Source organism: Thiomicrorhabdus sp. ZW0627 (assembly GCF_029767005.1).
GTDB lineage: Bacteria > Pseudomonadota > Gammaproteobacteria > Thiomicrospirales > Thiomicrospiraceae > Thiomicrorhabdus.
The window spans coordinates 212,216-236,166 of sequence record NZ_JARUQR010000002.1 but is presented as its reverse complement, the minus strand read 5'-3'; the positions used below and the strand labels follow the sequence as shown (position 1 = coordinate 236,166).

The window sequence follows — 23,951 nt, the reverse complement described above, 5'->3', positions numbered from 1 at the left end:
GATGACCGACACGAATCACACGCCAGAATTTCCGACCGAAAACGACCCACAGACTTCCGAAAACGAAAACGTCCATGCCGAAGAAGTGATGCAGGGTGAGGAAGAAACCGTCGAAGCGGAATTCGACTCCCAAGTGCTGGATGGTGAACACATCGCCAGCGATGGTTCCGGTGAAACCCGCCAGCTTGCCAAGCCAGGCTTGAACCTGCCTCAGGAGATTTTCCTGTTGCCGGTCAAAGACCGCCCTTTCTTCCCTGGACAGCAGTTGCCGGTTCTGTTGAGCAAAGAACTCTGGCAAGAAACCTTCGACGCCATCAAAAGCGGCGACCACAAATACATCGGTATGATCTTCGTCGACTATGAGGATCATGAAAAAGCGCCACCGGAAGCATTCTCGGCCATCGGAACGCTGGTTCGCGTCCACGAACCGAAAGAGCGCGACGACTTCATCCAGTTGATTGCCGAAGGCGTTCAGCGCTTCAAGATTGAGCATTGGGTTTCGAGCGCCGCGCCTTATAAAGCGCAGGTGAGCTATCCGACCGACATTAAGAACGGCACCGACAAAGAATTCAAAGCCTACGGTTTGGCAATCATGAACGCCTTCCGTGAACTGTTGCCGTTAAATCCGCTGTACAGCGAAGAGTTGAAATACTTCCTTAACCGCTACAGCCCGAGCGAGCCGTCTCATCTGGCCGATTTTGCCGCCAGCCTGACAACAGCGGACAACCACAAACTGCAAGATGTATTGGAAACGCTTGACTTGGTCGACCGTCTGGAAAAGGTGTTGAACCTGTTCAAACAGGAAATCGAGGTCACCAAACTTCAATACAACATCCGCGAGCGCGTTGAAGAGAATCTAAGCGATCAACAGCGTGAGTTCTTCCTGCGCCAACAGTTGAGCGAAATCCAGAAAGAACTCGGCATCGTCAAAGACGACCAGACACTGGATACCGACCGTTTTCTGGAACGCATGGAAGCCCTGCAGCTCAGCGAAGAAGCACACAAGAAAGCCGAGGAAGAACTGAGCAAACTGTCAATGCTCGATCCGCAGTCGCCTGAATACAATGTAGCGCGCAACTGGCTCGACTGGCTTACGTTGCTCCCTTGGGGCAAACACAGTACCGATATTCTCGACCTGAAACGTGCCAAGAAAATTCTGGACAAAAAACACGACGGCTTGGAAGACGTCAAAGACCGCATCAGCGAGTTCTTGGCCGTGGGTGCCCTCAAAGGCGAGATTTCAGGTTCCATCATCTGTCTGGTTGGTCCTCCTGGGGTCGGTAAGACTTCAATCGGTCGCTCCATCGCCGACGCTTTGGGACGCAAGTTCTACCGTTTCTCGGTCGGCGGCATGCGTGACGAAGCGGAGATCAAGGGACACCGTCGTACCTACATCGGTGCCATGCCGGGGAAATTCATCCAGGCACTGAAAGATTGCGAAACGTCCAACCCGGTCATCATGTTGGACGAAGTCGACAAGATCGGCGCGTCCTATCACGGTGATCCGGCGTCGGCGTTGCTTGAAGTATTGGACCCGGAACAGAACCACGAGTTCATGGATCATTTCATGGATGTACGCTTTGATCTTTCAAAAGCGTTGTTCGTCTGTACCGCCAATACGCTCGACACCATTCCGGGACCTTTACTCGACCGTATGGAAGTAATTCGTCTTTCCGGTTACATCACAGAAGAGAAAATCCAGATCGCCAAACACCACCTCTGGCCAAAGCTGCTTGAAGAGGCCGGCTTGAGCAAAGAACAAGTGCAGATTACCGCGCCGGCGATCCGTCATGTCATCGAAGGCTACGCCCGTGAAGCAGGTGTACGTAACCTGCAGAAACAACTGGCAAAGCTGGTGCGTAAACTGGCTCTGAAATTCGTGACCGGCGAAATCGACAGCGCGCGTATCCACGTCAACGAACTCGAAGAGATGCTGGGACAACCGCGCTTCACGCTCGAGAAAATGAACCAACAGATCGGTACCGTGACCGGACTGGCCTGGACGTCAATGGGCGGCGCGACCCTGACCATCGAAGCGAGTCGTGTCCACACATTCAACCGGGGCTTCAAACTATCGGGGCAGTTGGGCGACGTCATGCAGGAGTCGGCCGGAATCGCCTACAGCTTCATTTCGTCCAACCTGGATAAATACAAGGCCGATCCGGAATTCTTCGACAAGGCGTTTGTCCACCTTCACGTGCCGGACGGTGCCACACCGAAAGACGGACCAAGCGCGGGCGTTACCATGGCGACCGCCCTGCTTTCGCTGGCGCGTGACGAAGCGATCAAGTCGCCATTGGCTATGACGGGCGAGCTGAGTTTGACGGGACAAGTGCTTCCGGTCGGAGGCATCCGTGAAAAAGTGATTGCGGCCAGACGCATCGGCATCAAAGAACTGATCCTGCCGTTTGAAAACAAAAAGGATTATCAGGAATTGCCGGACTATCTACAGGAAGGCATGACGGTACATTTCGCCAAACATTTTGACGACGTGGCAAAACTGACGTTCAACATCCGCGCGAAATCGCTGGCGCTGAAAGTCTACAAAGCCAAACGCAAAGAACATGACGAAGAAACCGAATCTTCACACCATTAACTGAAAGTTAACCAAAAACGGTCTTCAGAAACACAACAGGCCTGGTCGGAAAACCGACCAGGCCTGTTCATTTTCATACTGGATAAAACCGTTAGCCGAACCAAAATTCGGCCGACCGGTCTTACTTGTAAGAGTAAGACATCAATGCAGTACGGATCTCCTTGACCGTTTCAGCCGGAATCATCAACTCGTCGATACCGTCTTTCTCGTAACGACGCATCTCGTCACCACGATACGCGCCCAACGACACTTCGGAAACAATCGAATTGGCGATTTTAATCATCGCTACCATCGCACGAACCTTATCGTTCTGGATGCGTTCGCACGACTCGTTATGATGCAACATGATCGCATTGATCATCTCCATCGGCAGATGCCACTTCTTGGCAATCAGTACACCGACCATGGCATGGTTGGTTCCGAAAAGCTGTTCTTCTTTAGCGATGATAGAAACCGGCAGCGACATAGAGTTACTGAAAAGCTGAGCATACATCTCTTCATTCTTAGAAGCTAACATCATCGCCCCTGAATTGTGGAACAATCCAAGCATGTACGCCTCATCACGGCTGACGTCATCTACCCATTCGGCAATGTCAGCCATACAGAAAGCGACATCGACACTGTGATCCATAATGTCTTTGAAAAGACCTTTCTGCCCGAAAATATTCTTAACGGCTGCAGAAACCACCAAGTGATAGATATTATCCAATCCCATCACGTTCACGGCATCACGAATCGATTTACACGGTTCTTTCAATTTCATGATTGGCGAGTTAACAATCTTCATCAATTCGCCGGACAAAGTCGTGTTCTTTTCAATGATTTCCGCTACGGTGGAGATGTTGGCAAATTTACTTTTGATCTCTTTTTCCAAAAGCAAAACTTCATCCGGAAGCTCTGGGATTTTGACTCCGCGGATCGCTTCCACCGCGTTCTTTAGTTTCTGCTGCATAATAGATTTGTTTCAATTCAATAAAATAAGGTGATTTTGAATTATAAATGAATTTTTTATTTACACCACACAAAACCTCATCAAAACAATAGATTTTCCAATCCATTCAGAGTCCTAGCATAAGAATCACAATCCGAACTTCACGCCGTGCTATTTCATTTTACTGTCATAAAATAGGATTAAACTGTGCGGGACTAACACATTGATACAAGGAAATGCGGAATGCGCTTATTAGAGAATCTTTCCATTCAGAAAAGATTATGGATCAACCTATTTATCGGTCTATTATTTCTCACCGCCGTGTTCATCTCAGCGCGCCTGGCTTTTACGGAAGTCAACGTTGGCGCACACAACCTATCTGAAATTCAGCGTACACAAACCGCTAAAATTGCCCAGTTCCAGACAAAGTTTTCAACGACATCACTGCAAATGAATAAATACATTCGCAGCATGAGCAAGGAAGACAACGAAAGCTTTAACCTCCAAATCGACGAACTGAAAGCCCTTAACCTATCGCTTAAGAATCTTGGCGAAGCAACCGAGGAAGCTACACCTGTCGAAGCGACAGACGCAGGACAAGCCCAGCCGCAAAATGCTCCAACGGAAACCAACCAAGGTGAAGTGCAACCGGCAGCCGATAACGCACAGCCAACCGAAGCGTCATCGGAACAACCTGTCGAACAGACCGCCAGTGTACTCGACGTCGATGCAATGGACGTGCTATTGATGAATTTGAAAAAGTCCGCTAACTCCTCAGTATTCCTGAAACAGCAGATTCAGGAAACCCTGGAATACGGTATCGAACCAAGTGCTGAAAAAATCCAGAACAACATCAAAACACTTCTGGCCATCGAAGACCTGGAAGAAGAAACTAAAGATCAGCTAAAAGAGATTCTGAAACGCTTGAACATCTCGCAATCGACATTGTTCAAAATGATCTCATCAGGAGACACATCCCTTAAAAAGAACTTCGACGATAAAGGCTTGGGAGATTCCAGTAGCGAATTGTTCGAAGATCTTGGCGACCACTTCTCTTCGGATTTCATTAACCAGGATACCTTCTCGGAAGTCAGTTCCGGCTGGGACGGCTACTACGAGTCTTTTAATGACATGAAAGACTATATCCAGACCGAATCGAAAAACAATCAGACCATCAGCGAACTATCTGCCAAAACAAACGAGTTGTTGCATGAAGCAACCCAAAAAACCGACCAGCAGACCAATGACCTGATTAATGCCTTAAGCCTTCTCAGCGATTCCAAAACCGCACAGATGACTATCGGGAGTGCCATGGCATTGTTGTTCATGCTGATTTTGAACTTCTTCCTGGTCAAATCTATCACCACCCCGCTTTCACGCATGAAGCAGCAAGTCATGGACATCGCCGAGAACGGTACATATCAAAACTGGGAAGTGCCTTACGGCCGCAACGAATTAACAGAGATGGGTGCCAGCATCCAGACCCTGCTGGATTCGGTTGTCAAAGCCACCAGCGAAATCACCCAAGTCAGTCAGGCGTTGGCCGAAGGCCAGTTCTCAGCCAGAATGGTCGGTGAATACCAAGGTGATCTGGACAGCTTGGAAAAATCGTTCAACGGCAGTTTAAAGCGTATTGTTTCGACCTTCCAAGCGATCGATGAAGCCAGTACCGACCTGGCACAAGGAAAACTGGATGCCGAAATCCAACTTCAGGATTTCCACGGAGACTATCACAACGTGATGGCGAATATGCAACAGGCGATTCAAGTTCAAAAAGAGTCGATCGGTTCTGTCATTCAGGTCATGCAGGCCATGACGCACGGTGACTTCAGTCAGCGTATCACTCTGGAACTTCCGGGTGAATACACCTACCTGAAACAATACTTGAACGAATCCTTGGATAGCTTGGAACACTCCATCGAAACCAAAAACAGCATTCTGGACAATTACCGCCAAGGGGATTTCTCATTCACCACTGACGTCCAGTTCAACGGTAAGTTGAACGAACTGAAAAACAATATGGACCGAATGGCGGGAAGCATCAGCAACATGCTGCAAACCGTCAAACAGGCGTCAATCGACGCGGTTTCCGGGGTAGAGGAAATCAGTGCCGGTAACCAGGATCTGAACCAACGCGTTCAAGACCAGGCCGTCGCCCTTCAGAGCACCGCCCAGAACATGGAACAGATGGCTCAAAGTGTCACCCAATCGTTGCAACAGGCGGTAGAAGTGAACAAAGTGAGTCACGGCGTGCAACAGACCATCCAACAAGGTAGTGAAGTGGTTGTTGAAATGGATCAGGCGATGCAATCCATCTTCAGCGCCAGTTCCGAAATCGCCAACATCACCAGTGTCATCGACAGCATTGCTTTCCAGACCAACCTGTTGGCCCTGAACGCAGCGGTGGAAGCGGCGCGCGCCGGTGAAGCCGGTCGAGGTTTTGCAGTCGTAGCCAGCGAAGTTCGTTCACTGGCACAGAAGTCGGCCGAAGCGGCCAAACAAATCCGTCAGGTATCGGAATCAAGCATGAGCAAGATCGAAACCGGGTTGAAGTTGAGTCAATTGACCACTCAGGCTTTCGAAGAGAACCTGAACGCGGTCGCCGAGGTATCCAAAATGGTTGAGGAAATGAACCAAAGCCTGCAGAAGCAGAATCACGGCATTCAAGAGGTCAGCCACGCACTCAACAACATCGACAATGCGACGCAACAGAACGCCGCGCTCGTCGAACAAATCGCCAGCACCTCGACCAATATCATCGATCAGGTCAAAGGACTGGAAAACACAGTTAATGCCTTCAAGGTTCTGGAAGAAGGGGAAATCAAACTGCTTCCGAACCAGGCTGTCGCTTAGTCACATCACTCAGTCTTACGCGCTTTTAAAGGTTTAGGAGGCCGTCCGGTTCTTTCGGGCGGCCTCCTGCAAAGCCTGTTCGATCAAAGGCCACACTCTTTTCAAAATTTCAGGTTGGGCTTCGGCATTCGGATGCAGGCCGTCCCATTGCATCAGATCCGGATCCAAAGCGACGTCTTCAATAAAGAACGGATCAAACCGGATTCCATCCGTTTCTTTTGACAAGCTCTCGTACATCTTCTGTAACTGCAGATCGTAGGCAGGCCCATAGTTGGTCGGCAAACGAATTCCCAACAGCACCACTTCACAATTTCCCGAACGGGTCTTACAAGCATCAATCATCGTTTGCAAATTACGTTTGGTCGAGTTCAAATCCTGCCCTCTCAGTGCATCATTGGCACCAAGCTCCAATACCAACACGTCCGGGCTGTATTGCTTCATCAGAGCAGGAAGGCGCTGTTTTCCGCCGGAAGTGGTTTCACCGCTGATGCTGGCATTGACCACCTGAAGGCCTTTGTGTTCTTGCTGCAATAAAGACACCCAACCCCGTTCCGACTCCATGCCGTAAGCCGCGCTGAGACTGTCCCCCAGAACCAAAACTATCGGCTTGGAATCTGCCTGATTGACTGCTTGCGGTTGCGCTACGGTTAGACTAGGATAGAGACAGATTCCCACAACCCAGAACAGCCAACCAAAATGAACACGCAAAGCCCTTCCGAGCCGATTATCGAATTGCAAAATGTGCACTATCAAATTCCTTCTGATCAAGAGTTACTCGATATCATAAAAGCCTGCTCATTGAGTGTCCAGCCGGAAGAAACGCTGGCCATCGTCGGCCGCTCGGGATCGGGAAAATCCACTTTATTGGCTTTAATGGCCGGTCTCGAACTGCCTACCGGCGGTAGCATCCATCTTTTAGGCAAACCGCTGGAAAGCTGTTCCGAAGATCAGCGCGCGCAAATCCGCGCCCAACAGGTCGGTTTTATCTTCCAGAACTTCCAGTTGATGCCAAGCATGACCGCTTTGGAAAACATCCTCATGCCGCTTGAACTGTTCCAGATCGACGACGCCAAACAAAAAGCCATGCAGGCGCTGGAAAAAGTCGGTTTGAGTCATCGCGCCCATCACCGCCCCGCCGAACTTTCCGGCGGTGAACAGCAACGTGTCGCCATCGCCCGCGCCTTTGTCACAGAACCGAAAGTACTGTTCGCCGACGAACCGACCGGCAACCTGGATGAAGAGACCGCACTGCAAATCCAAAACTTGCTGTTCGAACTCAACAACGATCTGAAAACCACACTGGTTCTGGTCACTCACGACATGAGTTTCGCTCGTAAATGCCGGAGAGTCATGCACCTTACCCACGGTCATTTGGACGAACAAACAACCGAACCGTCGGATGTGTCGTCATGAAACAGCTCTGGCTTGAAAGCCTCACCGCCTCCAAGTGGTTTCTGAGAAGCCTCAAAAAAGGCGATTGGGTATGGCTGATTCTGGCCGTCGTCATCGCCAGTATGACCGTCACCTTGGTCAAGCAGCTCGGTGAAACCGTTCAACAAAGTATGTTGCGCAAAGCATCCGAATCGCTGGGCGCGGATCTGGTGATCCGCAGTAGCCGACCGATTGACGCCAAATGGAAATCTCAAGCGGAAGGTATGGGGCTTAAAACCGCCCAATCCACATCTGTGGTCACCATGGCCTTAAGTAACGACCGTTTTCAACTGGTCAATCTGAAAGGCGTCACGGACAACTACCCGCTTAGAGGCGAAATCAAACAGACCGACGACCTACCGTTCCATGCTCTACAAGAAAATCGTGTCTGGGTGGAACCGAAACTGATCGGCCTGATGGGACTGACTCCCGACAGCGAAATTACATTAGGGCAAATCAAAACCCGTCTGGCGGGTAGCGTGCTTAATCAACAGACTCTGGCGCCGATGGGCGGTTTCGCACCTCAAGTGCTGATACCGATCGACACGTTCAATCAAACCAAACTGATCGGCCCCGGCAGCCGTGCCAGCTATGAGCTGTACGTCATCGGAGACCAAAAGCAAATCAAGCGTTTTTCCAAGCTGCTCTCTCAACAGGAAAACCCGCACTGGCAGATTCTTTCGGCACAATCGCCGACCGAGGATCTGGAACAATCGATGCAGACCGCCTGGCTGTTCCTTGACCTGTCCGCCCTTTCCGCCGTTCTGGTAGCTGGTATGTCGATTCTGATCGCCAGCCGCTTCTATCTCAACCGCTGGCAAAACAGTATGGCGTTGCTTCGCGCACTGGGCGCCGACAACGCCAAGATGCAACGTTTGTTTGCAATGCAACTAAGTTGGATCGCCCTTTCCAGCAGTTTGATTGGTGTTCTGTTAGGTTATGGACTGTCAGTATTACTGCACCCGCTTGTCGGACACTACTTTCAACCGCTGGTGGTTGCCGATGCCTGGCCGGCGATGCTGAGCGGATTCATCAGCGGCATGCTGGTGCTGTGGAGTTTTGCCTGGCAGGCATTCCAAACCGCGGTGCAGACCGCTCCGATGCAGATACTAAAATCGGTTCCGAGAACCCCGAACGGCATCCATTGGTTCATCAGTTTTGCCTTATTGCTGGTTCTGATCAGCCTGATGTTGGGGCTAAAGTCCATTACTTGGATTCTGCTTGGTCTTGTGGCCATCAGCGTCGCTCTGCTTGGGGTGGCTTTCGGACTTCTGAAAGTCATGGCCGCCTTGCAGACCAACAGCAAGGGCTGGTTCCGCATTGCACTTTCCAACCTGCTCAAAGAACCAGGCCTGGTGAAAATCCAATTGGTATCGGTCGGCATGGTGCTGTTTGTACTGATGCTGATGACCTTCGTGCGCCAGGACTTGTTGCAAAACTGGCAGGCCTCCTTACCGGCCAATACGCCCAACACCTTTGTGATGAACATCCAACCCGACCAGGAACAACAGGTTACCGACATTCTGGCGAGCGAGAAACTTTATCCCGAACTGGTGCCGATGGCGCGTGGACGGGTAACGGCCGTCAACCATAAACCGCTTCTGGCTTCCGAGCAGCAGGAAGACCGGGCGCGCCGTTTGCTGGAACGCGAATCCAACGTCGCCATTCTTGAAAAAATCCCGAGTCACAACGAGGTGGTCAAAGCGATTGATTCGTCAAAACTGACCCTGCCAACCGTTTCGGTCGAAGAAGGCATTGCAGAACTGTTCCATATTCAGCCGGGTGATATTCTGACATTCAACTTTGCCGGGCAGAACTTTGATTATCAAGTCAGCAGTCTTAGAAAAGTCGAGTGGCAGAGCTTTCAGTTGAACTTCTTTTTCATTCTGGAACCGGTCGCTCAACGCTACCTGCCCATCTCCTACATCGGCAACTTCCACCTGAACGGTACTGACGAAACAACCCATGCTAATCCGGTGAGCGAACTGACCAAGACCTTTGCGGAAAAAACGCCGGGCGTGCTGTTAATCGATGTGCGTCAGATCATGAAACAGATTCAAGACATCATGCGCCAGGCGAGCTGGGCGGTGACCGGACTTTACGGTTTTACCCTGCTGGCGAGCATCGGCGTGCTGTTCACCGCCACTCTGGCAAGCCAGCAGGCACGGGTTCAAAGCTGGCTGCTGCTTCGAACTCTCGGTGCGAGAACCAACCAGATCGTCAAAATCGGTTTAACGGAGTTTGTACTTCTAGGAGGTTTAGCAGGTGTGTTGGCCGCCAGTTTTGCACAAGTGGCCAGCCTGCTGATCAGCCATTTCATGCTCAAGACCGAACCGACTTTGAATCCGGATCTATGGTTATTGAGTATTGTTCTTGGAAGTGGATTACTGCTGGTCATCGGGCTTCTAACCCAGTACAGCTTCTTGAGGAAAAGCCCGCAACAACTCAAACTCTACTTGAATCAGCTCTAGGCTTTAAAAACAAACCGGACAGGCCTGTCCGGTTTTTGAAAGTCGTAAATCAGTGCTGTGTTTCGTTAGGATACGGCGCCACCCACTCAGGATCGAAACGAGTCTGGTTCAGGTCAAGATCCAACGCTTTCATCTTCTCTTCCAGCTCGCGTTTTTCCGCCAAAAGGTCGATCAGAGCGTGGCTGTTGTCTTCCAGACGGTGCATCTGCTCCAGACCTAAATGATAAAAACGTAGGATTTTCATCGCTTCCACATCGCCGTTCTCTGCCGCTTCCTTAAGTGGTCGCAAACGGTTGGTGACGTGCATCAGACTGCGCTTTAAACGCCAGCCGTACATCGCCTCACGCATCCACGGACTGTTGACGAAAAACCACTTCACGACAAACCCGGTAATCACCAGTCCCACGAATGCGCCGATGAAATTCAAGACCAGATGATTGTTCGAATATTCACCGAACCACTCCACAAACGAGGTCGCCATAACCAAACCGATAACAATGAAAATCGCCATGATAATCAAAGTCGATTTACGCGTCTGGCGGCGATAGACTTCCGGCTCCATCTCTTCGATTTCAAACATCCAACACTCCCTATAGCACTGATCTTTATAGCTAAACGATTAAACGGCAGATATATTAACATTGAAACGGCCTGTTAGTCAGAGAACTACTATAGAGGAGTTGTTCTTGCTCGTATTGGTATAACAATCGCTGGTGTCTATAGCTTTAATCAAGTTGATACTTATCTACTATTGATTCTATACTACTATCTAATAGACGTCCTATTAGCTCCCTCATAGCGAACAGCACATAAGGAGATTTAGTAATGAAATTTTACATAGATCACCTAGGCGAACCTTACAGCCTGCATGAAAGCCAAGCTCACCTTGCTCTTGCTAAATGGCAGGAAGTCGCCTATGAAGAATGGGAAGTAATTTATCGTAAATATAAGACAAAGTCTTCAAGTACTCCCAGCGCTTCCGGCACTCAAAATAGAGCCGAAATCATAAAAGATAGACTACATCAAATTGATCACGAATCCATTCGACCGCTAAGGGCAATTATTCTTAATCATGCATCAGAAGGTGATTACCAAAAGCTTGAAGATCTTGAGAATGAACGGACAACTTTAGTTGAAGAGTTAGGTAAGTTTCTCTAGTTTCCAGTCATCCTGCATTGTAATTAAGTGCCATGTCCCGAACAGCATGGCGTATCGTTCTGAATGGGAGGACACGGGACAGAACCGTAAGAACAAAAGACACAGCAATCTCCTTTTTTAGGTTTCAATAGAGAACCGCAGGCCTTACACTCATAAAACCACTGGCAAGCATCCGTGGGCATCCGCTCGTTTTCTTGATGCCTGCACTCAGGGCAAGTTACCGTAGATTCCAGGATCACATTACTCATATCGCACTCCTAATAGGGGCCTTCATAAGGTTTCCAAGGTCCATGAATTTCTATTTCCATGATTCTTTCACGAATACTATAACGATAAAGATTGTTGAGTTGAATTAACATTGAACGCATGGGTCAAAGGTTTATTCCACTCCCGAATCAACGACTTTTCCTCTTTCAACCACCCTCGAATGGAGCGGTTGCTATGATTCAAGTATTCGGATAACGAGTCTAATTTATTCACGCTCACGGAAAGATGGGCGAACTCCAGCTTTTCCTGCTTTGACAGCACGGCGGTTTGGTCACCTGAAATTTCCCCCATCAAGCCCGGATAATCGCAATCCAGCGCCAAACAATCTACCGGCCAGGTAATCCAGCGTTCAATATTGTGCTCCACACCAAAAGACAACGCCGCCTCCAATCCGGCCAAAGGACCGTAATAGCCTTCACGAAGATCAGAGATCACCGGAACCCCCAACTTACGATACTGCTCCAAATTACGGTTCGCGCTGATAACGACCTTCACCGGAATCGAAGACCGCTCAACTTCATCCAATACGCATTCAATAAACGGTTTACCGTTATATCGACACCAGCCCTTATCCTGGCCGCCCATGCGCTTACCTTCTCCCCCGGCCAAAATCACCAGACCAATCATGAATAACTCCAGAATTCGATCCAATCACCAACCTGACAGGTCTGTTTAGGATTGACCCGGATATAACCGTCCGCCCGGGTTAAACAAACCAGTTGGCCAAGTTCTCTGGCGTTAAGGATTTCCAACCCCTGATCTGAAATCGCCACTTGCAGCCATTCCACTTTCTCGGACAAATTCTTAAACGGGCTTATCAGACGCATTTTTTGCGATGGCGACTGCCACTTCAGTCCCGAAAGTTTGTAAAAAAAAGGCTTAACCAGAAGCTGAAAACTCATAAACGCCGCCAAAGGATTACCCGGCAGGGCAATGAGTCGAGCGCGTTTCAGTTGAGTCGTTGAAAACGGTTTGGCGGGTTTCATATTCAATTGCCAAACACGTGAATTTGGCTGCCGTTTTAAAAAACTTTTAATCTGGTCTTTTTCCCCTTTCGACGCTCCCCCTATGGTTAAAACGGCATCGACCCTATCGCCCCAATGCTCGATCTTTTCCCGTGTGGTCGCTTCATCATCGGCAAGATGCTCAACCGCAAGCATTTCTACCGGCAACGATTGGCACAGAGCAGAAATCAACCAGGAATTGGATTCATGAATTTGCCCGGCGCTTAAGCTGTCACCAACGGCAACCAATTCATTCCCTGTGGTTAACAAAACCACTTTCATTAAAGACGACACCTTAACTTCCGTCACCCCCACGGAAGCCAATAAAGCCAATTCCCTTGCGCCTATTTTCTGCCCCTTTGGCAATAAAAGCTGCTCCTTGGCAATCTCCGAACCGGCTTCGCGAATATGTTTCCCCACCTGGGTTTGTTCCGGCTTTAATAAAAATTCCCGGGATTCACCCTGGCTGAGAATCCGGCGTTGTACGAAAGATTTTTCAACCGGCAAAATGGCATCCAAATGATCAGGAACCGGGGCGCCGGTCATAATCGCGACCGCCTCGTTCAAACCTTCATCGCCGATATCATTCAACACATCGCCTGCATAGACATGACGATTTATACCCAACCATTCTTCATCGCTTCCCGTCGCATACGCATAGCCGTCCATGGCAGCCTGACGCCAAGGTGGCATTGCCATAGGAGAATAAACCGGCTCGGCCAACACTCTGCCCAAAGCTTTGCTCAAAGCGACGCTTTCGGTTTCCGTCCTCGTTTGTGCCTGAGCCATCAGCCAGTCGAAAACCTCGTCAAATTCCGCGAAGGATTCCAAGTTTCTTTTCAACATTTCAAGCTTCTCCTTTCCCACAATTCCCGGGCTTTCTGCACTCCTTCCCCATAGGAGACATCCTCCAACAGCATCAGAGCCGCTCCGGCCGAACCGATCACGGCATGATATCCATAAGTATCCTCCAGCTCGCCCTGCCACAAGGCCAATAAATCCTGTTGCAGCCACTGTTTAGGACGCTCCTGCCTATCTATCAAAGCGCCTGCTGTCAGGTCGGATAACTGAGCTTTTCCCTTCTCGGTAAAATACAAATGCGTCAAGGCATCGGGGCGTATCTCCGCCTCCCCACCTTCGCCTTTAAACACCAGGTTCTTCGGCGTTTTCATGCTCTCGGCCGCCGCGTGATGCAAATCTTCAACCCCTTTATGAAATATCCCTTGAATCGAGGCCTGTGCATTCAGAGGGTTCAATAACTTCACGGCCGTGTTGAAGACCGTTCTGACGCCCAATTCCGCTTTGAGGTGCAAAATCTCCTTCAATTTTGGCGAAATCACACTTAACGGCAGATAAACCAAATTCGGTTCTTGTAATAAATCCCGAGCTTCGTTCAAAGACGCAGCGGATGAAAAACCCAATGGCTGCAGAAAAGATTCCACATATTGGCGATTTTGGAACTGCCCCATATCGCCGTGCAGCAAAATACGATACCCGGCTTCGGCCAACAGCTTTATCGACAGCAGAAAATAAGGCGGATAACGCCACTTGCCGGCATAAGCCGACCAATCCAAATCGATACGGTCATCGGTAATCCGGTTCATGCCTAAAGACTCACGCAACTGGCTCACGATGCCGACCAGCTCCTCCTGCGATTCCCCGTTGGCGCGCATCAACAATAGAAAAGCGCCCAATTGCTTATCGGTCACAGTTCCCTGCAAAATATGCTGCACGGCACCGCGCGTTTCTTCCTCGGTTAAAGAACGGCGTGACTTAGGCCCTTTACCCAAGATTCGCAAATACTCGCTGAAAGGATGATCTTCAGCCGAACCGACCAAAGGGGTTAATCGCGCGGAATCGTTCATACCGCAACCCGCTGCTTTAAATAATCGTCCTTCCCGGTTGCGGCGATTTCGGCCTGTTCTTGTAAATGACGGATTCTTTCTCTGACCTTGATGACTTCACCCACCACAATCAAAGCCGGCGGCTGGATTTTCTGTTGCTCGATGGTCGACGCCAGATCGGCCAAACTAATCACCGTCACCTTTTGATCCGGACGGGTTCCCTTCTCAATAATCGCTGCCGGGGTGTCTGAAGCCATACCGGCGGTCAACAACCCATTCTGAATGTCTTTCGCCTTTTTCACCCCCATATAAAACACCATGGTGTCACCTGATTGCGCCAAACGCGCATAATCGATTTCGGCGTCGCCCGACTTCTGATGTCCGGTTACAAAACTGACCGAATGCGCATAGTCCCTATGCGTCAGAGGGAAATCGGCGTAAGCAGCACAACCAGCCGCCGCGGTGATGCCCGGCACGACGGTAAAAGGCACATTGTGTTCCGCCAACAGTTCCACTTCTTCGGCACCACGCCCGAAGATATAAGGGTCGCCGCCTTTCAAGCGCGCCACCCTTTTACCCTGCTGTGCCAGCTCCAACAACATTTGGCTAATACGGTGCTGCGGCACGGCATGCCAGCGGTCTTTTTTACCGACATAAATACGTTCCGCTTCACGACGCGCCATATCCAGGATTTCCGGAGCCACCAGACGGTCATAGACCACCACGTCCGCCTGTTGCAATAAACGCAATCCTTTAAAAGTCATCAGATCCGGATCCCCCGGACCGGCGCCGATCAAATAAACTTCACCTTGCGAAGGCATGCCTTCATCTGCTTTTTGTAACGCTTGCTGCAATTGTTTTTCAGCGACCTCGACTTCACCTCTTGCCGCCTGGTCAACAAAACTGCTTTGCAACACATTTTCCCAAAAGGCTTTGCGGTCGTCCGCTTTGGCAAAAGCCGCCTTCACCTTGTCGCGATAACGCCCTACCAGGTCGGTTAAACCTCCGATTCCCGCAGGAATCAATGTTTCCAAACGCGCTTTCATCACCCTCGATAAAATGGGTGAACGCCCCCCGGTGGAGACCGCAATCGTCATTGGAGAACGATCCACAATCGCCGGTAAAATGAATTCGCAGTATTCCGTTTGATCCGCCACATTCAATGGAATTTGCGCTTGCTGACAGTAGGCATGAACCGCCTGGTTCACAGCTTGATCATCTGTCGCCGCAATCACGTATTTAGGCTGAGGCAACATGCTCATCCGATCCGGTGAAAAGGTTTCCTGCAACCAGGTCACTTTGCCCTGCGCCAAATGGCGCTTCATTTCATTCTTCAACTCGGGGGCAATCACGGTCACTTCGGCACCCGCCTGGATAAACAGATCTGCCTTACGCGCCGCCACGACACCGCCGCCAACGACCAAACAAGGTTGATTTTGAATCTTGACGAAAATCGGTAAATAATCCATAACTTTTTCCTCCATCCCCGACCCCGTCGGGCGAACGTGATTAATGCAATTCCACATGCAGCTCTTGATCTAAAATCTCGGTTAATTCCGGTATGCAGCTTCCGCAATTCGTACCCGCTTTCAAGGCTTGGCCGATCGCTTCCACATTGGAGAGCCTTTGTGAATGAATGGCCTCCACCAATGTATTCAAACCGACACTGAAACAAGAACAAATGGTGCGTCCTTCATCTTTGGCACCCGATGCTTGTCCCGCCAACAAATAAAATCTTTCTCTCGCTTCCAACGTTTGCTTAGAAAACAAGCCGCCCAACCAGTGACGTCCGGGCAAAGCCTGTTGTTCACTGACGAACACCACCAACTCCAATTGACCGTCTTTCAACCAGGCCACACGTCTGGTGCCGGTGGCTTCGTCTTGATATTCGACCTTTTCCAAACCCTCTAAATTCTGATCAAAATTCGCCAATTTCGACCAGGCCTGGTCATTTTTTAGAAGGTTTTTACCGGCCAATTCATAATGGAAATACGATTTGCCTTTGATTTTGATCCAGTAATCGAAATCCGACGTTTCCAATTCAGCCCGACTCAATGCAAATCCCTGCCACTGCACATCGTAAGCCTCAAGGGCGACTGGGCTGTGCTTGGATTCCGGCTGACCGGACAAAGGATCGGTCGTCGCATTCACCAATACATCCGCTCGCGCCTGACTGGCGTATTGCGCCGTCCAGTGCATCGGCACAAACAGACTGCCTTGTCTTTGCCCTGCATCGACAACCACCCGTCCGACAAAAGCGCCTAGATCGTTATGAACTCTTGCCAGGCATCCCTCTGTTACGCCATATTTTTCTGCATCCAACGGATGCACTTGAATGAAAGGTTCGTCGATATGCGCCATTAATTTTGCGGTTTTCGCCGTCCGCGTCATGGTGTGCCACTGATCGCGAATGCGCCCGGTATTTAAAATCAGTGGATAAGTTTCGGAAGTCGGGTTTTGTGGCAGTCTCGGCTGTATCGCGATAAATCTTGCCTTGCGATTCGGGGTATAAAATTGCCCATCGGCAAACATTCGTTTACAGCCTTTGGGGAACCGTTCATTGATCGGCCAAGCCATTGGACTGAATGCGCCGTACTCTTCATTGGAAATCATTGCCAGGGCAGAAATATCAAAGTCGCGTTTACCGTCGTTTTCGAAACCGGACAGCTCAGCATGTTCCCGAAAAATATCCGCCGGAGTTTGATAGTCAAAAGCGTCTGCGAACCCTAATTTTTTAGCGACCTGTGTCAGCATCCACCAATCGGAACGCGCCAATTCGGGCCCGTCGATGAAACGTCTTTGTCGTGAAATTGTTCTATCCGAATTGGTTACCATGCCGTCCGTTTCTCCCCAGGTTAATGCGGGAAGAAGTACATCCGCGACTTCGGTTGTATCCGTGTTCTGCATGCAATCCGACACCACCACCAAACCGCAAGCCTGTAACGCGGCTTTCACCTTGTCCGCTTCCGGCATGGATACGACCGGATTGGTATTGATAATCCAAATAGCCTTGATCTTGCCTTCGGCAACCGCCTGAAACATATCTACCGCTTTCAGGCCGTTTTGTTGAGCCATATTTCGTGCTTGCCAAAAACGTGCTACACGGTCGATGTCTTCCGCAGAAGAGAAATCCATATGGGCTGCCAGCTGGTTCGCCAGGCCGCCCACTTCGCGCCCGCCCATGGCGTTCGGCTGCCCGGTGATCGAAAAAGGTCCCATACCCGGACGACCGATTCGGCCGGTCGCCAAATGGCAGTTAATAATGGCATTGGATTTATCCACGCCGGAAGAAGACTGGTTCACGCCTTGCGAATAAAGCGTCACCATCCTGTCGAGCTGTACCGTCCATTGAAAAAAGGTTAATAGATCGGCTTCATCCAATTCACAGGTGGCCGCAACCGCCGACAAGGTACCCAATTCAGCTTGTGCCATCTCACAGGCTTCTTTAAAGCCTTCGGTATGTTCGGCGATAAAATCGGAATCGACAGAGCCCGAGGCAACCAAATAAGACAAAAGACCGTTGAATAAAGCGGCATCGGTTCCCGGTTTTAACGGCAAATGTAAATCGGCCAAATCACAGGTCGCGGTACGGCGAGGATCGATAACCACCACTTTCATCTGAGGACGTTCTTTTTTGGCGGCAACCAAACGCTGGTAAACGATGGGATGAGCCCACGCCGCATTGGAGCCCACCAACACCACCAAATCCGCCAGTTCCAAATCTTCATAGGAACAAGGCACGGCATCGGCACCGAAAGCACGCTTGTAGCCCACGACCGCAGACGCCATGCATAGACGGGAGTTGGTATCGATATTCGCCGTACCGATAAACCCCTTTAGCAGCTTGTTGGCGACATAATAATCCTCGGTCAATAATTGACCGGATACATAAAAAGCCACCGCATCAGGACCATGCTCGGCAATCACCTTACGAAACCCATCGGCAACGAAAGTAATTGCCTCTTCCCAATCCACCGCTTTGCCGTGAACCTGCGGGGCCAGCATGCGCCCTGAAAAGCTGAGCGTCTCGCCTACCGAAGACCCTTTCACACAGAGCTTGCCGTAATTCGCAGGATGAACCTTATCCCCCAAAGCTTGCCAAACGATTTCATTCTTTTGCGTTTTCGGCTGCATCTCGATACCACAACCGACACCGCAATAAGGGCAAGTGGTTTTGATTGGGCTGATTTGTTCACTCATAGCTGTCTCCCGGTTGATCACTCAACGCTCACCCAAACATTCCCGTCTTCGATCTTGGCGTCAAACACCTCAACCGAAAGTTCCGGTTTCTCCAGACACTGTCCTGTCTGTAAATTGAAATGATCTTTATACAACGGTGAAGCCACCACTAATGCTTCGCCCAAGCTGCCTAGCATGCCGCGTGACAAAACGTAAGCCTTACCGGCCGGGTCATAGTTATCCAGGGCGTAGACTTGATCGTCCAAATAAAACAAGGCGATCTGACGACCTTTAACCAAAGCGGCCACACCGGAATTTGCAACCAGTTCATTTAGTGAACAGACTTTTTCAAATGCTTGCATCTGCAACTCTCCCAAATATTCTTATGCGATTTCTCTGATTTCAACGGCAATCCCGTCCAGCTTTTCCTGCTCCGTCGCCGGACGGATTTGTCCGCGTTCCTGAACGAAAAGTTGCGGTGCCGGCGAATCGACATTGACGAAAGAACGGAATCTTTGACGATACTCGGGCTGACTGATCGCTCTCTGCCAATCGCATTGGTAAGATTCGCGGATAGAGGCCATTTGAGATTCCAGTTCATCGCCGATTCCCAAACTGTCTTCAATCACCACCTGTTGTAAATAACTCAAACCTCCCTCCAGGTTATCCAGCCAAGTGGCGGTTCTTTGCAGACGGTCAGCGGTTTTGATATAGAACATCAATAAACGGTCAACATATCGGAAGACCTCTTCTTGAGTCAGTTCCGTGGCAAACAGGTCGGCATGACGAGGTTTCATACCACCGTTACCGCAAACATAAAGATTCCAGCCACTTTCTGTGGAAATCAATCCGATATCCTTGGCTTGAGCCTCTGCACATTCGCGTGTACAGCCCGAAACCCCCATTTTGATTTTGTGCGGTGCGCGCAGCCCCTTATAGCGATTTTCCATATCGATCGCCATGGTGACCGAATCGTCCAGACCATAACGGCACCATGTTGAACCGACACAGGATTTAACCGTACGCAAGGCTTTGGCATAGGCCTGTCCGGATTCGAAACCGGCATCCAGCAACTTCTGCCAAATGGCCGGTAAATCGTTCATTTGCGCTCCGAAAAGTACGATACGCTGCCCGCCGTTGACCTTGGTATACAGTTTGTATTCCTTGGCCACTTCTCCCAACACGATCAATTTGTCCGGTGTAATCTCACCTCCCGGCACTCGCGGAATGACCGAATAGGTGCCGTCTTTCTGCATGTTGCCGAGGTAGTTGTCGTTGGTATCCTGTAACGGGATTTTGTCTTTTTCCAAGGCGTAGCTGTTCCACAAAGAAGCGAAGATATTCCCGGAAGCCTGTTTACAGATTTCACAGCCATGACCTTTGCCGTGACTGTGAAGGAGTTCGTCAAACGTTTTGATTTCTTCGACCTGACAGATATGGAAAAGCTCTTGGCGGGTATGGGCGAAATGCTCACAGATATCGGTATTGACCTCATGACCGCGCTTTGACAATTCATGATTCAGGACATTGGAAACCAACTGGGCGCAACCGCCACAACCGGTTGCCGCTTGGGTACAAGACTTGATATCGGCCATGGTGCAGCAACCACTTTCAACCGCTTGAATCACATCGCCCTTGGAGACGTCATAGCAAGAACAAAGCTGTGCCGTTTCCGGCAAAGCTTCCGGGCCGAATAAACTAGAAGCCTCACCGTCCCGACTTGGCAGGATCAGGCTATCCGGATGATCCGGCAATTCCATGTCATTCAACTTCAACTGCAATAGATTGCCGTAATCTTCGGCATCGCCGACAAGGACGGCGCCCAGCAGTTTTTTGCCGTCCGGACTGACAACCAATTTTTTGTAAACCTCTTCCGGCCCGTTCTCGTAGACATAACAGAGTGCGTTTTCATCCGTCCCGTGCGGATCACCGATCGATGCGACATCCACTCCCATTAACTTGAGTTTGGTGCTCATGTCCGCACCGGTAAATTCCGCACTGTCATCGTTTAACTGATCGACCACTGCCTGAGCCATGGCATAGCCAGGCGCCACCAAACCATAGATCATGCCGTCATGTAACGCACACTCTCCTATGGCAAAAATGTCCTGGATCGAAGTACGGCATTGATTGTCTATGACAATCCCGCCTCTCGGACCTAATTCCAAGCCCATCTCTTTTGCCAGATCGTCCCTTGGACGTATCCCGGCGGAGAAGAGCACAATATCCGTTTCCAGTTCTTCACCGTCGGCAAACACCATCTTGTTCAAACAGTTTTCGCCATCGATAATTTCGGTGGTCGCTTTTGAGCAGTGAACCTTTACACCCAATTTTTCAATTTTTCGTTTCAACAACGCCGCACCGCCGTCGTCCAACTGCACAGGCATCAGGCGAGGGGCAAATTCAACGACATGAGTTTCCAGTCCCAGATCGTTCAAAGCTTTCGCCGCTTCCAGTCCCAGCAAACCGCCGCCGACCACTACGCCTACACGTCCCCTCTCGGCAGAAGCTTGAATGGCTTGCAAATCTTCAATCGTGCGATAGACCAGACAGCCTGAACGGTCGTTGCCCTTGATCGGTGGTACAAAAGGATAAGAACCGGTTGCCATGATCAATTGATCATAGGCCACGACTTTTCCTTTGGCTGAAGTCACCTGTTTCAGATCCGTATCCACTGAAACGGCTTTGTCACCAAGATAGACCTGTATTTGGTTTTGTTCATAAAATCCGGGTTTTACCAGAGACAGATCTTCCGCGGTTTTACCTGAAAAATAAGACGACAAATAAACGCGGTCATAAGCCAGTCGAGGTTCTTCACAAAAAGTATGAATTTCAAAATCCTGACCTTGCGGACTAGCGACCAATTTTTCGATAAAGCTGTGCCCTACCATGCCATTGCCGATGACGACGATACGTTGTTTCATGCTTTTGCTCCTATAGTTTCGACTGCCGCAAACCCTTCACCGAAAGCCAAAGTACTGCGAAAAGGGCCAACGTCCTTTTTCTGCTCCAATTGCTCAAACAACCACTTGGAACCCGTGACATTGCCATAGGCGATCAACCCTTGTATGCGGTTATTCAAAAGCACAATCTTGCGATAGACTTGACGACTTAAATCTTTGAAGACGATAGATTCGGTTTGCTCGGTTTCCTGGAAGTTACCGGCGGAAAATAATTCGATACCACTCACCTTGAGTTTGGTTGCTGTTTCGCTCAAACGGTAAGCGGCTTTTTTGCCTGCTAAATGGGCGGCTAGAACCTCAGCCTGTTCGTATAGAGGTGCTACCAGACCGAAAGTCTGGCCGGAAAATTCGACACATTCCCCCAAGGCATAGATATTCGGTGATGAAGTTTGCAACTGTTCGTTCACTACCAAAGCACGTTGACTTTGTAGACCGATTTTTTGTCCCAAACGAATATTAGGACGAATGCCGACTGCCATCACGACCAGATCGGCCGGCAATAAACGGCCGTTCTCCAATAAAACACCGGACACCGATTTATGACCTAAGATGCAACGGGTATTCGCCCCCAACTCAAAACACAGACCTTTATCTTGCAGGGATTCCAACAATAGCTGACCCGCCACCTCATCAAGCTGAGTATTCATCAACACTGGATTACGGTGCACAACGGTAACGTCCATACCTTGCTGTAAAAGGCCGTTGGCGGCTTCCAAGCCTAAAAGCCCTCCTCCAATCACCACGGCACGACGGTGAGACTGGGATAAAGACATCAAACGATTAACATCGGAGATACTGCGAAAGCCGGTTACGCCATTCAATTCAGCTCCCGGAACAGGCAGAATGGCGGCTTCCGAACCGGTCGCCATGACTAATTTGTCATAAGGATAGGATTCGCCGTCAGTGGTATAAACCTGCTGGGCTTCCGTGTCTATTTCAACGATTTCACAATTAGTATGCAGTTGAATTTGATGCGCATGAAACCACTCAGGTCCATGGGTCATAATATCGGAAAGTTGCGTTTCGCCCGCCAATACAGGAGAAAGCATAATGCGATTGTATCCCCCATACGGTTCTTTATTGAAGACGCGAATGTCATATTGACCGGGGGCTTGCTGCAGAAGACGCTCGAGAAAACGGGCGCCGACCATGCCTGAACCAATTAAAACGAGTTTTTGACTCATTTTGCACTTCCTTAGATTGAAGATGCAGGGTCCAGACAGTCGATTAGGCCTAGCTTCCCATAAAAATACTTTTATGGAAATATCCGGACCCAACAACAGATCAAATTAAATTGTAAGTTTGTTATAACAATTTGAATGCCAACTTTTAAAAAATAATTTTCACTTACTTTTCAATAAGTTAATGCATTCCGATTAAATCAGTAAAATTAAAATTGCACCAAAAGTTATAAAAAAGAGGCAAACAAGTGCAATTAGTGATCCACCTTGCGCTGCTTTTCATATAGGAAACGCAACACCTCAGACCGGTAATGGTTATATTGAGGATCATCGGCCAGAGCCAAACGGTCACGCGGATGCGGCAGTTCGACTTTCAGAATCTCGCCGATCGTCGCGGCCGGGCCGTTCGTCATCATGACGATACGGTCAGACAAAAGCACTGCCTCATCCACATCGTGCGTGATCATAATGACCGTGTTATTCAATTCTTTTTGAATTTCCATCAATGAATCCTGCAAGTGCGCACGAGTCAGAGCATCCAAAGCGCCAAACGGCTCATCCATCAACATCACTTCCGGTTGCATGGCCAAGGCTCTGGCAATCCCCACCCTTTGTTTCATACCACCGGAAATTTCGTCCGGACGCTTATGCATGGCATGATCCATATGCACCAATTTCAAATTGTGCTCGATCCATTCCCTTTTCTCTGCAGAGGATTTCTGCTTTTTGAATACCTGATCCACCGCCAACTCGACATTTTCATAAGCGGTCAGCCAAGGTAACAACGAATGGTTTTGAAAGACGACCGCTCTTTCCGGACCTGGAGAACTGACTTCCTTACCGTTTAACAAGACACCGCCCTCAGTCGCTTCATACAAACCCGCCACGATGTTCAAAACAGTCGATTTCCCGCATCCAGAGTGGCCAATTAAGGAAATGAATTCCCCTTTATCGATCTTTAAATCCACTTCTCTCAGAGCTCGAAACGGCCCTTTCGGCGTCGGAAATTCAATACCGACATTGGTTAATTCTAAATGGCATTCTGACATGAATTTTACTCCCAAAATTTTAGT

The 23,951-nt window shown here is 49.7% G+C and carries 18 protein-coding genes; 5 read left to right on the top strand and 13 right to left on the bottom strand.

Annotated elements, in window-relative coordinates; all coding sequences use genetic code 11:
- The first annotated feature begins 1 nt into the window (after position 1).
- Positions 2 to 2,596 (top strand): endopeptidase La, encoded by a 2,595-nt coding sequence (lon, locus tag QCB45_RS07345; protein ID WP_279420227.1) that lies wholly within the window; start codon positions 2 to 4, stop codon positions 2,594 to 2,596.
- Between the two features lie 121 nt (positions 2,597 to 2,717).
- On the opposite strand, the gene QCB45_RS07340 is transcribed toward lon, so the two are convergent.
- Entirely contained in the window at positions 2,718 to 3,548 is an 831-nt protein-coding gene (locus QCB45_RS07340) for an HDOD domain-containing protein (protein ID WP_279420226.1), read from the bottom strand.
- Positions 3,549 to 3,770: 222 nt separating this feature from the next.
- Here QCB45_RS07340 and QCB45_RS07335 point away from each other — a divergent pair, with 222 nt between their 5' ends.
- Positions 3,771 to 6,380: a methyl-accepting chemotaxis protein gene (locus QCB45_RS07335; RefSeq protein ID WP_279420225.1), complete on the top strand. Its 2,610-nt coding sequence runs from the start codon at positions 3,771 to 3,773 to the stop codon at positions 6,378 to 6,380.
- A 33-nt stretch (positions 6,381 to 6,413) separates the two neighbouring features.
- On the opposite strand, the gene QCB45_RS07330 is transcribed toward QCB45_RS07335, so the two are convergent.
- Positions 6,414 to 7,088 (bottom strand): arylesterase, encoded by a 675-nt coding sequence (locus QCB45_RS07330; protein ID WP_279420224.1) that lies wholly within the window; start codon positions 7,086 to 7,088, stop codon positions 6,414 to 6,416.
- On the opposite strand from QCB45_RS07330, the gene QCB45_RS07325 reads away from it, so the two are divergent.
- Together QCB45_RS07325 and QCB45_RS07320 are read left to right on the top strand one after the other, a co-directional pair.
- Positions 7,077 to 7,793 (top strand): ABC transporter ATP-binding protein, encoded by a 717-nt coding sequence (locus QCB45_RS07325; RefSeq protein ID WP_279420223.1) that lies wholly within the window; start codon positions 7,077 to 7,079, stop codon positions 7,791 to 7,793. The two genes, QCB45_RS07330 and QCB45_RS07325, sit on opposite strands and share 12 nt — an antisense overlap.
- Complete coding sequence (locus QCB45_RS07320; protein WP_279420222.1) at positions 7,790 to 10,282, top strand: FtsX-like permease family protein; 2,493 nt, start codon at positions 7,790 to 7,792, stop codon at positions 10,280 to 10,282. The genes QCB45_RS07325 and QCB45_RS07320 overlap by 4 nt, the downstream gene beginning before the upstream one ends.
- A 49-nt stretch (positions 10,283 to 10,331) precedes the next feature.
- Here QCB45_RS07320 and QCB45_RS07315 read toward each other — a convergent pair whose 3' ends face one another.
- Positions 10,332 to 10,862: a DUF3087 domain-containing protein gene (locus QCB45_RS07315; protein ID WP_279420221.1), complete on the bottom strand. Its 531-nt coding sequence runs from the start codon at positions 10,860 to 10,862 to the stop codon at positions 10,332 to 10,334.
- A gap of 245 nt (positions 10,863 to 11,107) precedes the next feature.
- On the opposite strand from QCB45_RS07315, the gene QCB45_RS07310 reads away from it, so the two are divergent.
- The gene (locus QCB45_RS07310; protein WP_279420220.1) at positions 11,108 to 11,440 is read left to right on the top strand and encodes a hypothetical protein; all 333 of its coding nucleotides are present in this window, start codon (positions 11,108 to 11,110) and stop codon (positions 11,438 to 11,440) included.
- A 23-nt stretch (positions 11,441 to 11,463) separates the two neighbouring features.
- On the opposite strand, the gene QCB45_RS07305 is transcribed toward QCB45_RS07310, so the two are convergent.
- From QCB45_RS07305 to QCB45_RS07260, 10 genes are all read right to left on the bottom strand, one after another.
- The gene (locus QCB45_RS07305) at positions 11,464 to 11,688 is read right to left on the bottom strand and encodes a GDCCVxC domain-containing (seleno)protein (protein ID WP_279420219.1); all 225 of its coding nucleotides are present in this window, start codon (positions 11,686 to 11,688) and stop codon (positions 11,464 to 11,466) included.
- 76 nt (positions 11,689 to 11,764) lie between these two features.
- Entirely contained in the window at positions 11,765 to 12,334 is a 570-nt protein-coding gene (locus QCB45_RS07300; protein WP_279420218.1) for an NTP transferase domain-containing protein, read from the bottom strand.
- Positions 12,331 to 13,557, bottom strand: a complete 1,227-nt coding sequence (locus QCB45_RS07295) for a molybdopterin molybdotransferase MoeA (RefSeq protein WP_279420217.1) — start codon at positions 13,555 to 13,557, stop codon at positions 12,331 to 12,333. The genes QCB45_RS07300 and QCB45_RS07295 overlap by 4 nt, the downstream gene beginning before the upstream one ends.
- Positions 13,551 to 14,576, bottom strand: coding sequence for a glycosyl transferase family protein (locus QCB45_RS07290; RefSeq protein WP_279420215.1), 1,026 nt, complete (start codon positions 14,574 to 14,576; stop codon positions 13,551 to 13,553). The genes QCB45_RS07295 and QCB45_RS07290 overlap by 7 nt, the downstream gene beginning before the upstream one ends.
- Positions 14,573 to 16,024 (bottom strand): siroheme synthase CysG, encoded by a 1,452-nt coding sequence (gene cysG / locus QCB45_RS07285; protein ID WP_279420214.1) that lies wholly within the window; start codon positions 16,022 to 16,024, stop codon positions 14,573 to 14,575. The genes QCB45_RS07290 and cysG overlap by 4 nt, the downstream gene beginning before the upstream one ends.
- Positions 16,025 to 16,064: 40 nt before the next feature.
- Positions 16,065 to 18,755 carry a nitrate reductase gene (locus QCB45_RS07280; RefSeq protein WP_279420213.1) on the bottom strand — a complete coding sequence of 897 codons (2,691 nt, stop codon included), beginning with the start codon at positions 18,753 to 18,755 and terminating at the stop codon, positions 16,065 to 16,067.
- Between the two features lie 17 nt (positions 18,756 to 18,772).
- The gene (gene nirD, locus QCB45_RS07275) at positions 18,773 to 19,096 is read right to left on the bottom strand and encodes a nitrite reductase small subunit NirD (RefSeq protein ID WP_279420212.1); all 324 of its coding nucleotides are present in this window, start codon (positions 19,094 to 19,096) and stop codon (positions 18,773 to 18,775) included.
- Between the two features lie 21 nt (positions 19,097 to 19,117).
- Complete coding sequence (gene nirB, locus QCB45_RS07270) at positions 19,118 to 21,658, bottom strand: nitrite reductase large subunit NirB (RefSeq protein WP_279420211.1); 2,541 nt, start codon at positions 21,656 to 21,658, stop codon at positions 19,118 to 19,120.
- Complete coding sequence (locus tag QCB45_RS07265; RefSeq protein WP_279420210.1) at positions 21,655 to 22,881, bottom strand: FAD-dependent oxidoreductase; 1,227 nt, start codon at positions 22,879 to 22,881, stop codon at positions 21,655 to 21,657. Before QCB45_RS07265 ends, nirB begins: the two co-directional genes overlap by 4 nt.
- Before the next feature lie 251 nt (positions 22,882 to 23,132).
- Positions 23,133 to 23,927 carry an ABC transporter ATP-binding protein gene (locus tag QCB45_RS07260; RefSeq protein ID WP_279420209.1) on the bottom strand — a complete coding sequence of 265 codons (795 nt, stop codon included), beginning with the start codon at positions 23,925 to 23,927 and terminating at the stop codon, positions 23,133 to 23,135.
- Positions 23,928 to 23,951 lie beyond the last annotated feature (24 nt).

Coding starts and splice junctions, on each gene's coding strand:
- QCB45_RS07290 (WP_279420215.1), bottom strand. CDS start 14,576: ATGAACGATTCCGCGCGATTAACCCCTTTGGTCGGTTCGGCTGAAGAT.
- QCB45_RS07260 (WP_279420209.1), bottom strand. CDS start 23,927: ATGTCAGAATGCCATTTAGAATTAACCAATGTCGGTATTGAATTTCCG.
- lon (WP_279420227.1), top strand. CDS start 2: ATGACCGACACGAATCACACGCCAGAATTTCCGACCGAAAACGACCCA.
- QCB45_RS07295 (WP_279420217.1), bottom strand. CDS start 13,557: ATGTTGAAAAGAAACTTGGAATCCTTCGCGGAATTTGACGAGGTTTTC.
- QCB45_RS07335 (WP_279420225.1), top strand. CDS start 3,771: ATGCGCTTATTAGAGAATCTTTCCATTCAGAAAAGATTATGGATCAAC.
- QCB45_RS07265 (WP_279420210.1), bottom strand. CDS start 22,881: ATGAGTCAAAAACTCGTTTTAATTGGTTCAGGCATGGTCGGCGCCCGT.
- cysG (WP_279420214.1), bottom strand. CDS start 16,024: ATGGATTATTTACCGATTTTCGTCAAGATTCAAAATCAACCTTGTTTG.
- nirD (WP_279420212.1), bottom strand. CDS start 19,096: ATGCAAGCATTTGAAAAAGTCTGTTCACTAAATGAACTGGTTGCAAAT.
- nirB (WP_279420211.1), bottom strand. CDS start 21,658: ATGAAACAACGTATCGTCGTCATCGGCAATGGCATGGTAGGGCACAGC.
- QCB45_RS07280 (WP_279420213.1), bottom strand. CDS start 18,755: ATGAGTGAACAAATCAGCCCAATCAAAACCACTTGCCCTTATTGCGGT.
- QCB45_RS07325 (WP_279420223.1), top strand. CDS start 7,077: ATGAACACGCAAAGCCCTTCCGAGCCGATTATCGAATTGCAAAATGTG.
- QCB45_RS07310 (WP_279420220.1), top strand. CDS start 11,108: ATGAAATTTTACATAGATCACCTAGGCGAACCTTACAGCCTGCATGAA.
- QCB45_RS07320 (WP_279420222.1), top strand. CDS start 7,790: ATGAAACAGCTCTGGCTTGAAAGCCTCACCGCCTCCAAGTGGTTTCTG.
- QCB45_RS07300 (WP_279420218.1), bottom strand. CDS start 12,334: ATGATTGGTCTGGTGATTTTGGCCGGGGGAGAAGGTAAGCGCATGGGC.
- QCB45_RS07305 (WP_279420219.1), bottom strand. CDS start 11,688: ATGAGTAATGTGATCCTGGAATCTACGGTAACTTGCCCTGAGTGCAGG.
- QCB45_RS07315 (WP_279420221.1), bottom strand. CDS start 10,862: ATGTTTGAAATCGAAGAGATGGAGCCGGAAGTCTATCGCCGCCAGACG.
- QCB45_RS07340 (WP_279420226.1), bottom strand. CDS start 3,548: ATGCAGCAGAAACTAAAGAACGCGGTGGAAGCGATCCGCGGAGTCAAA.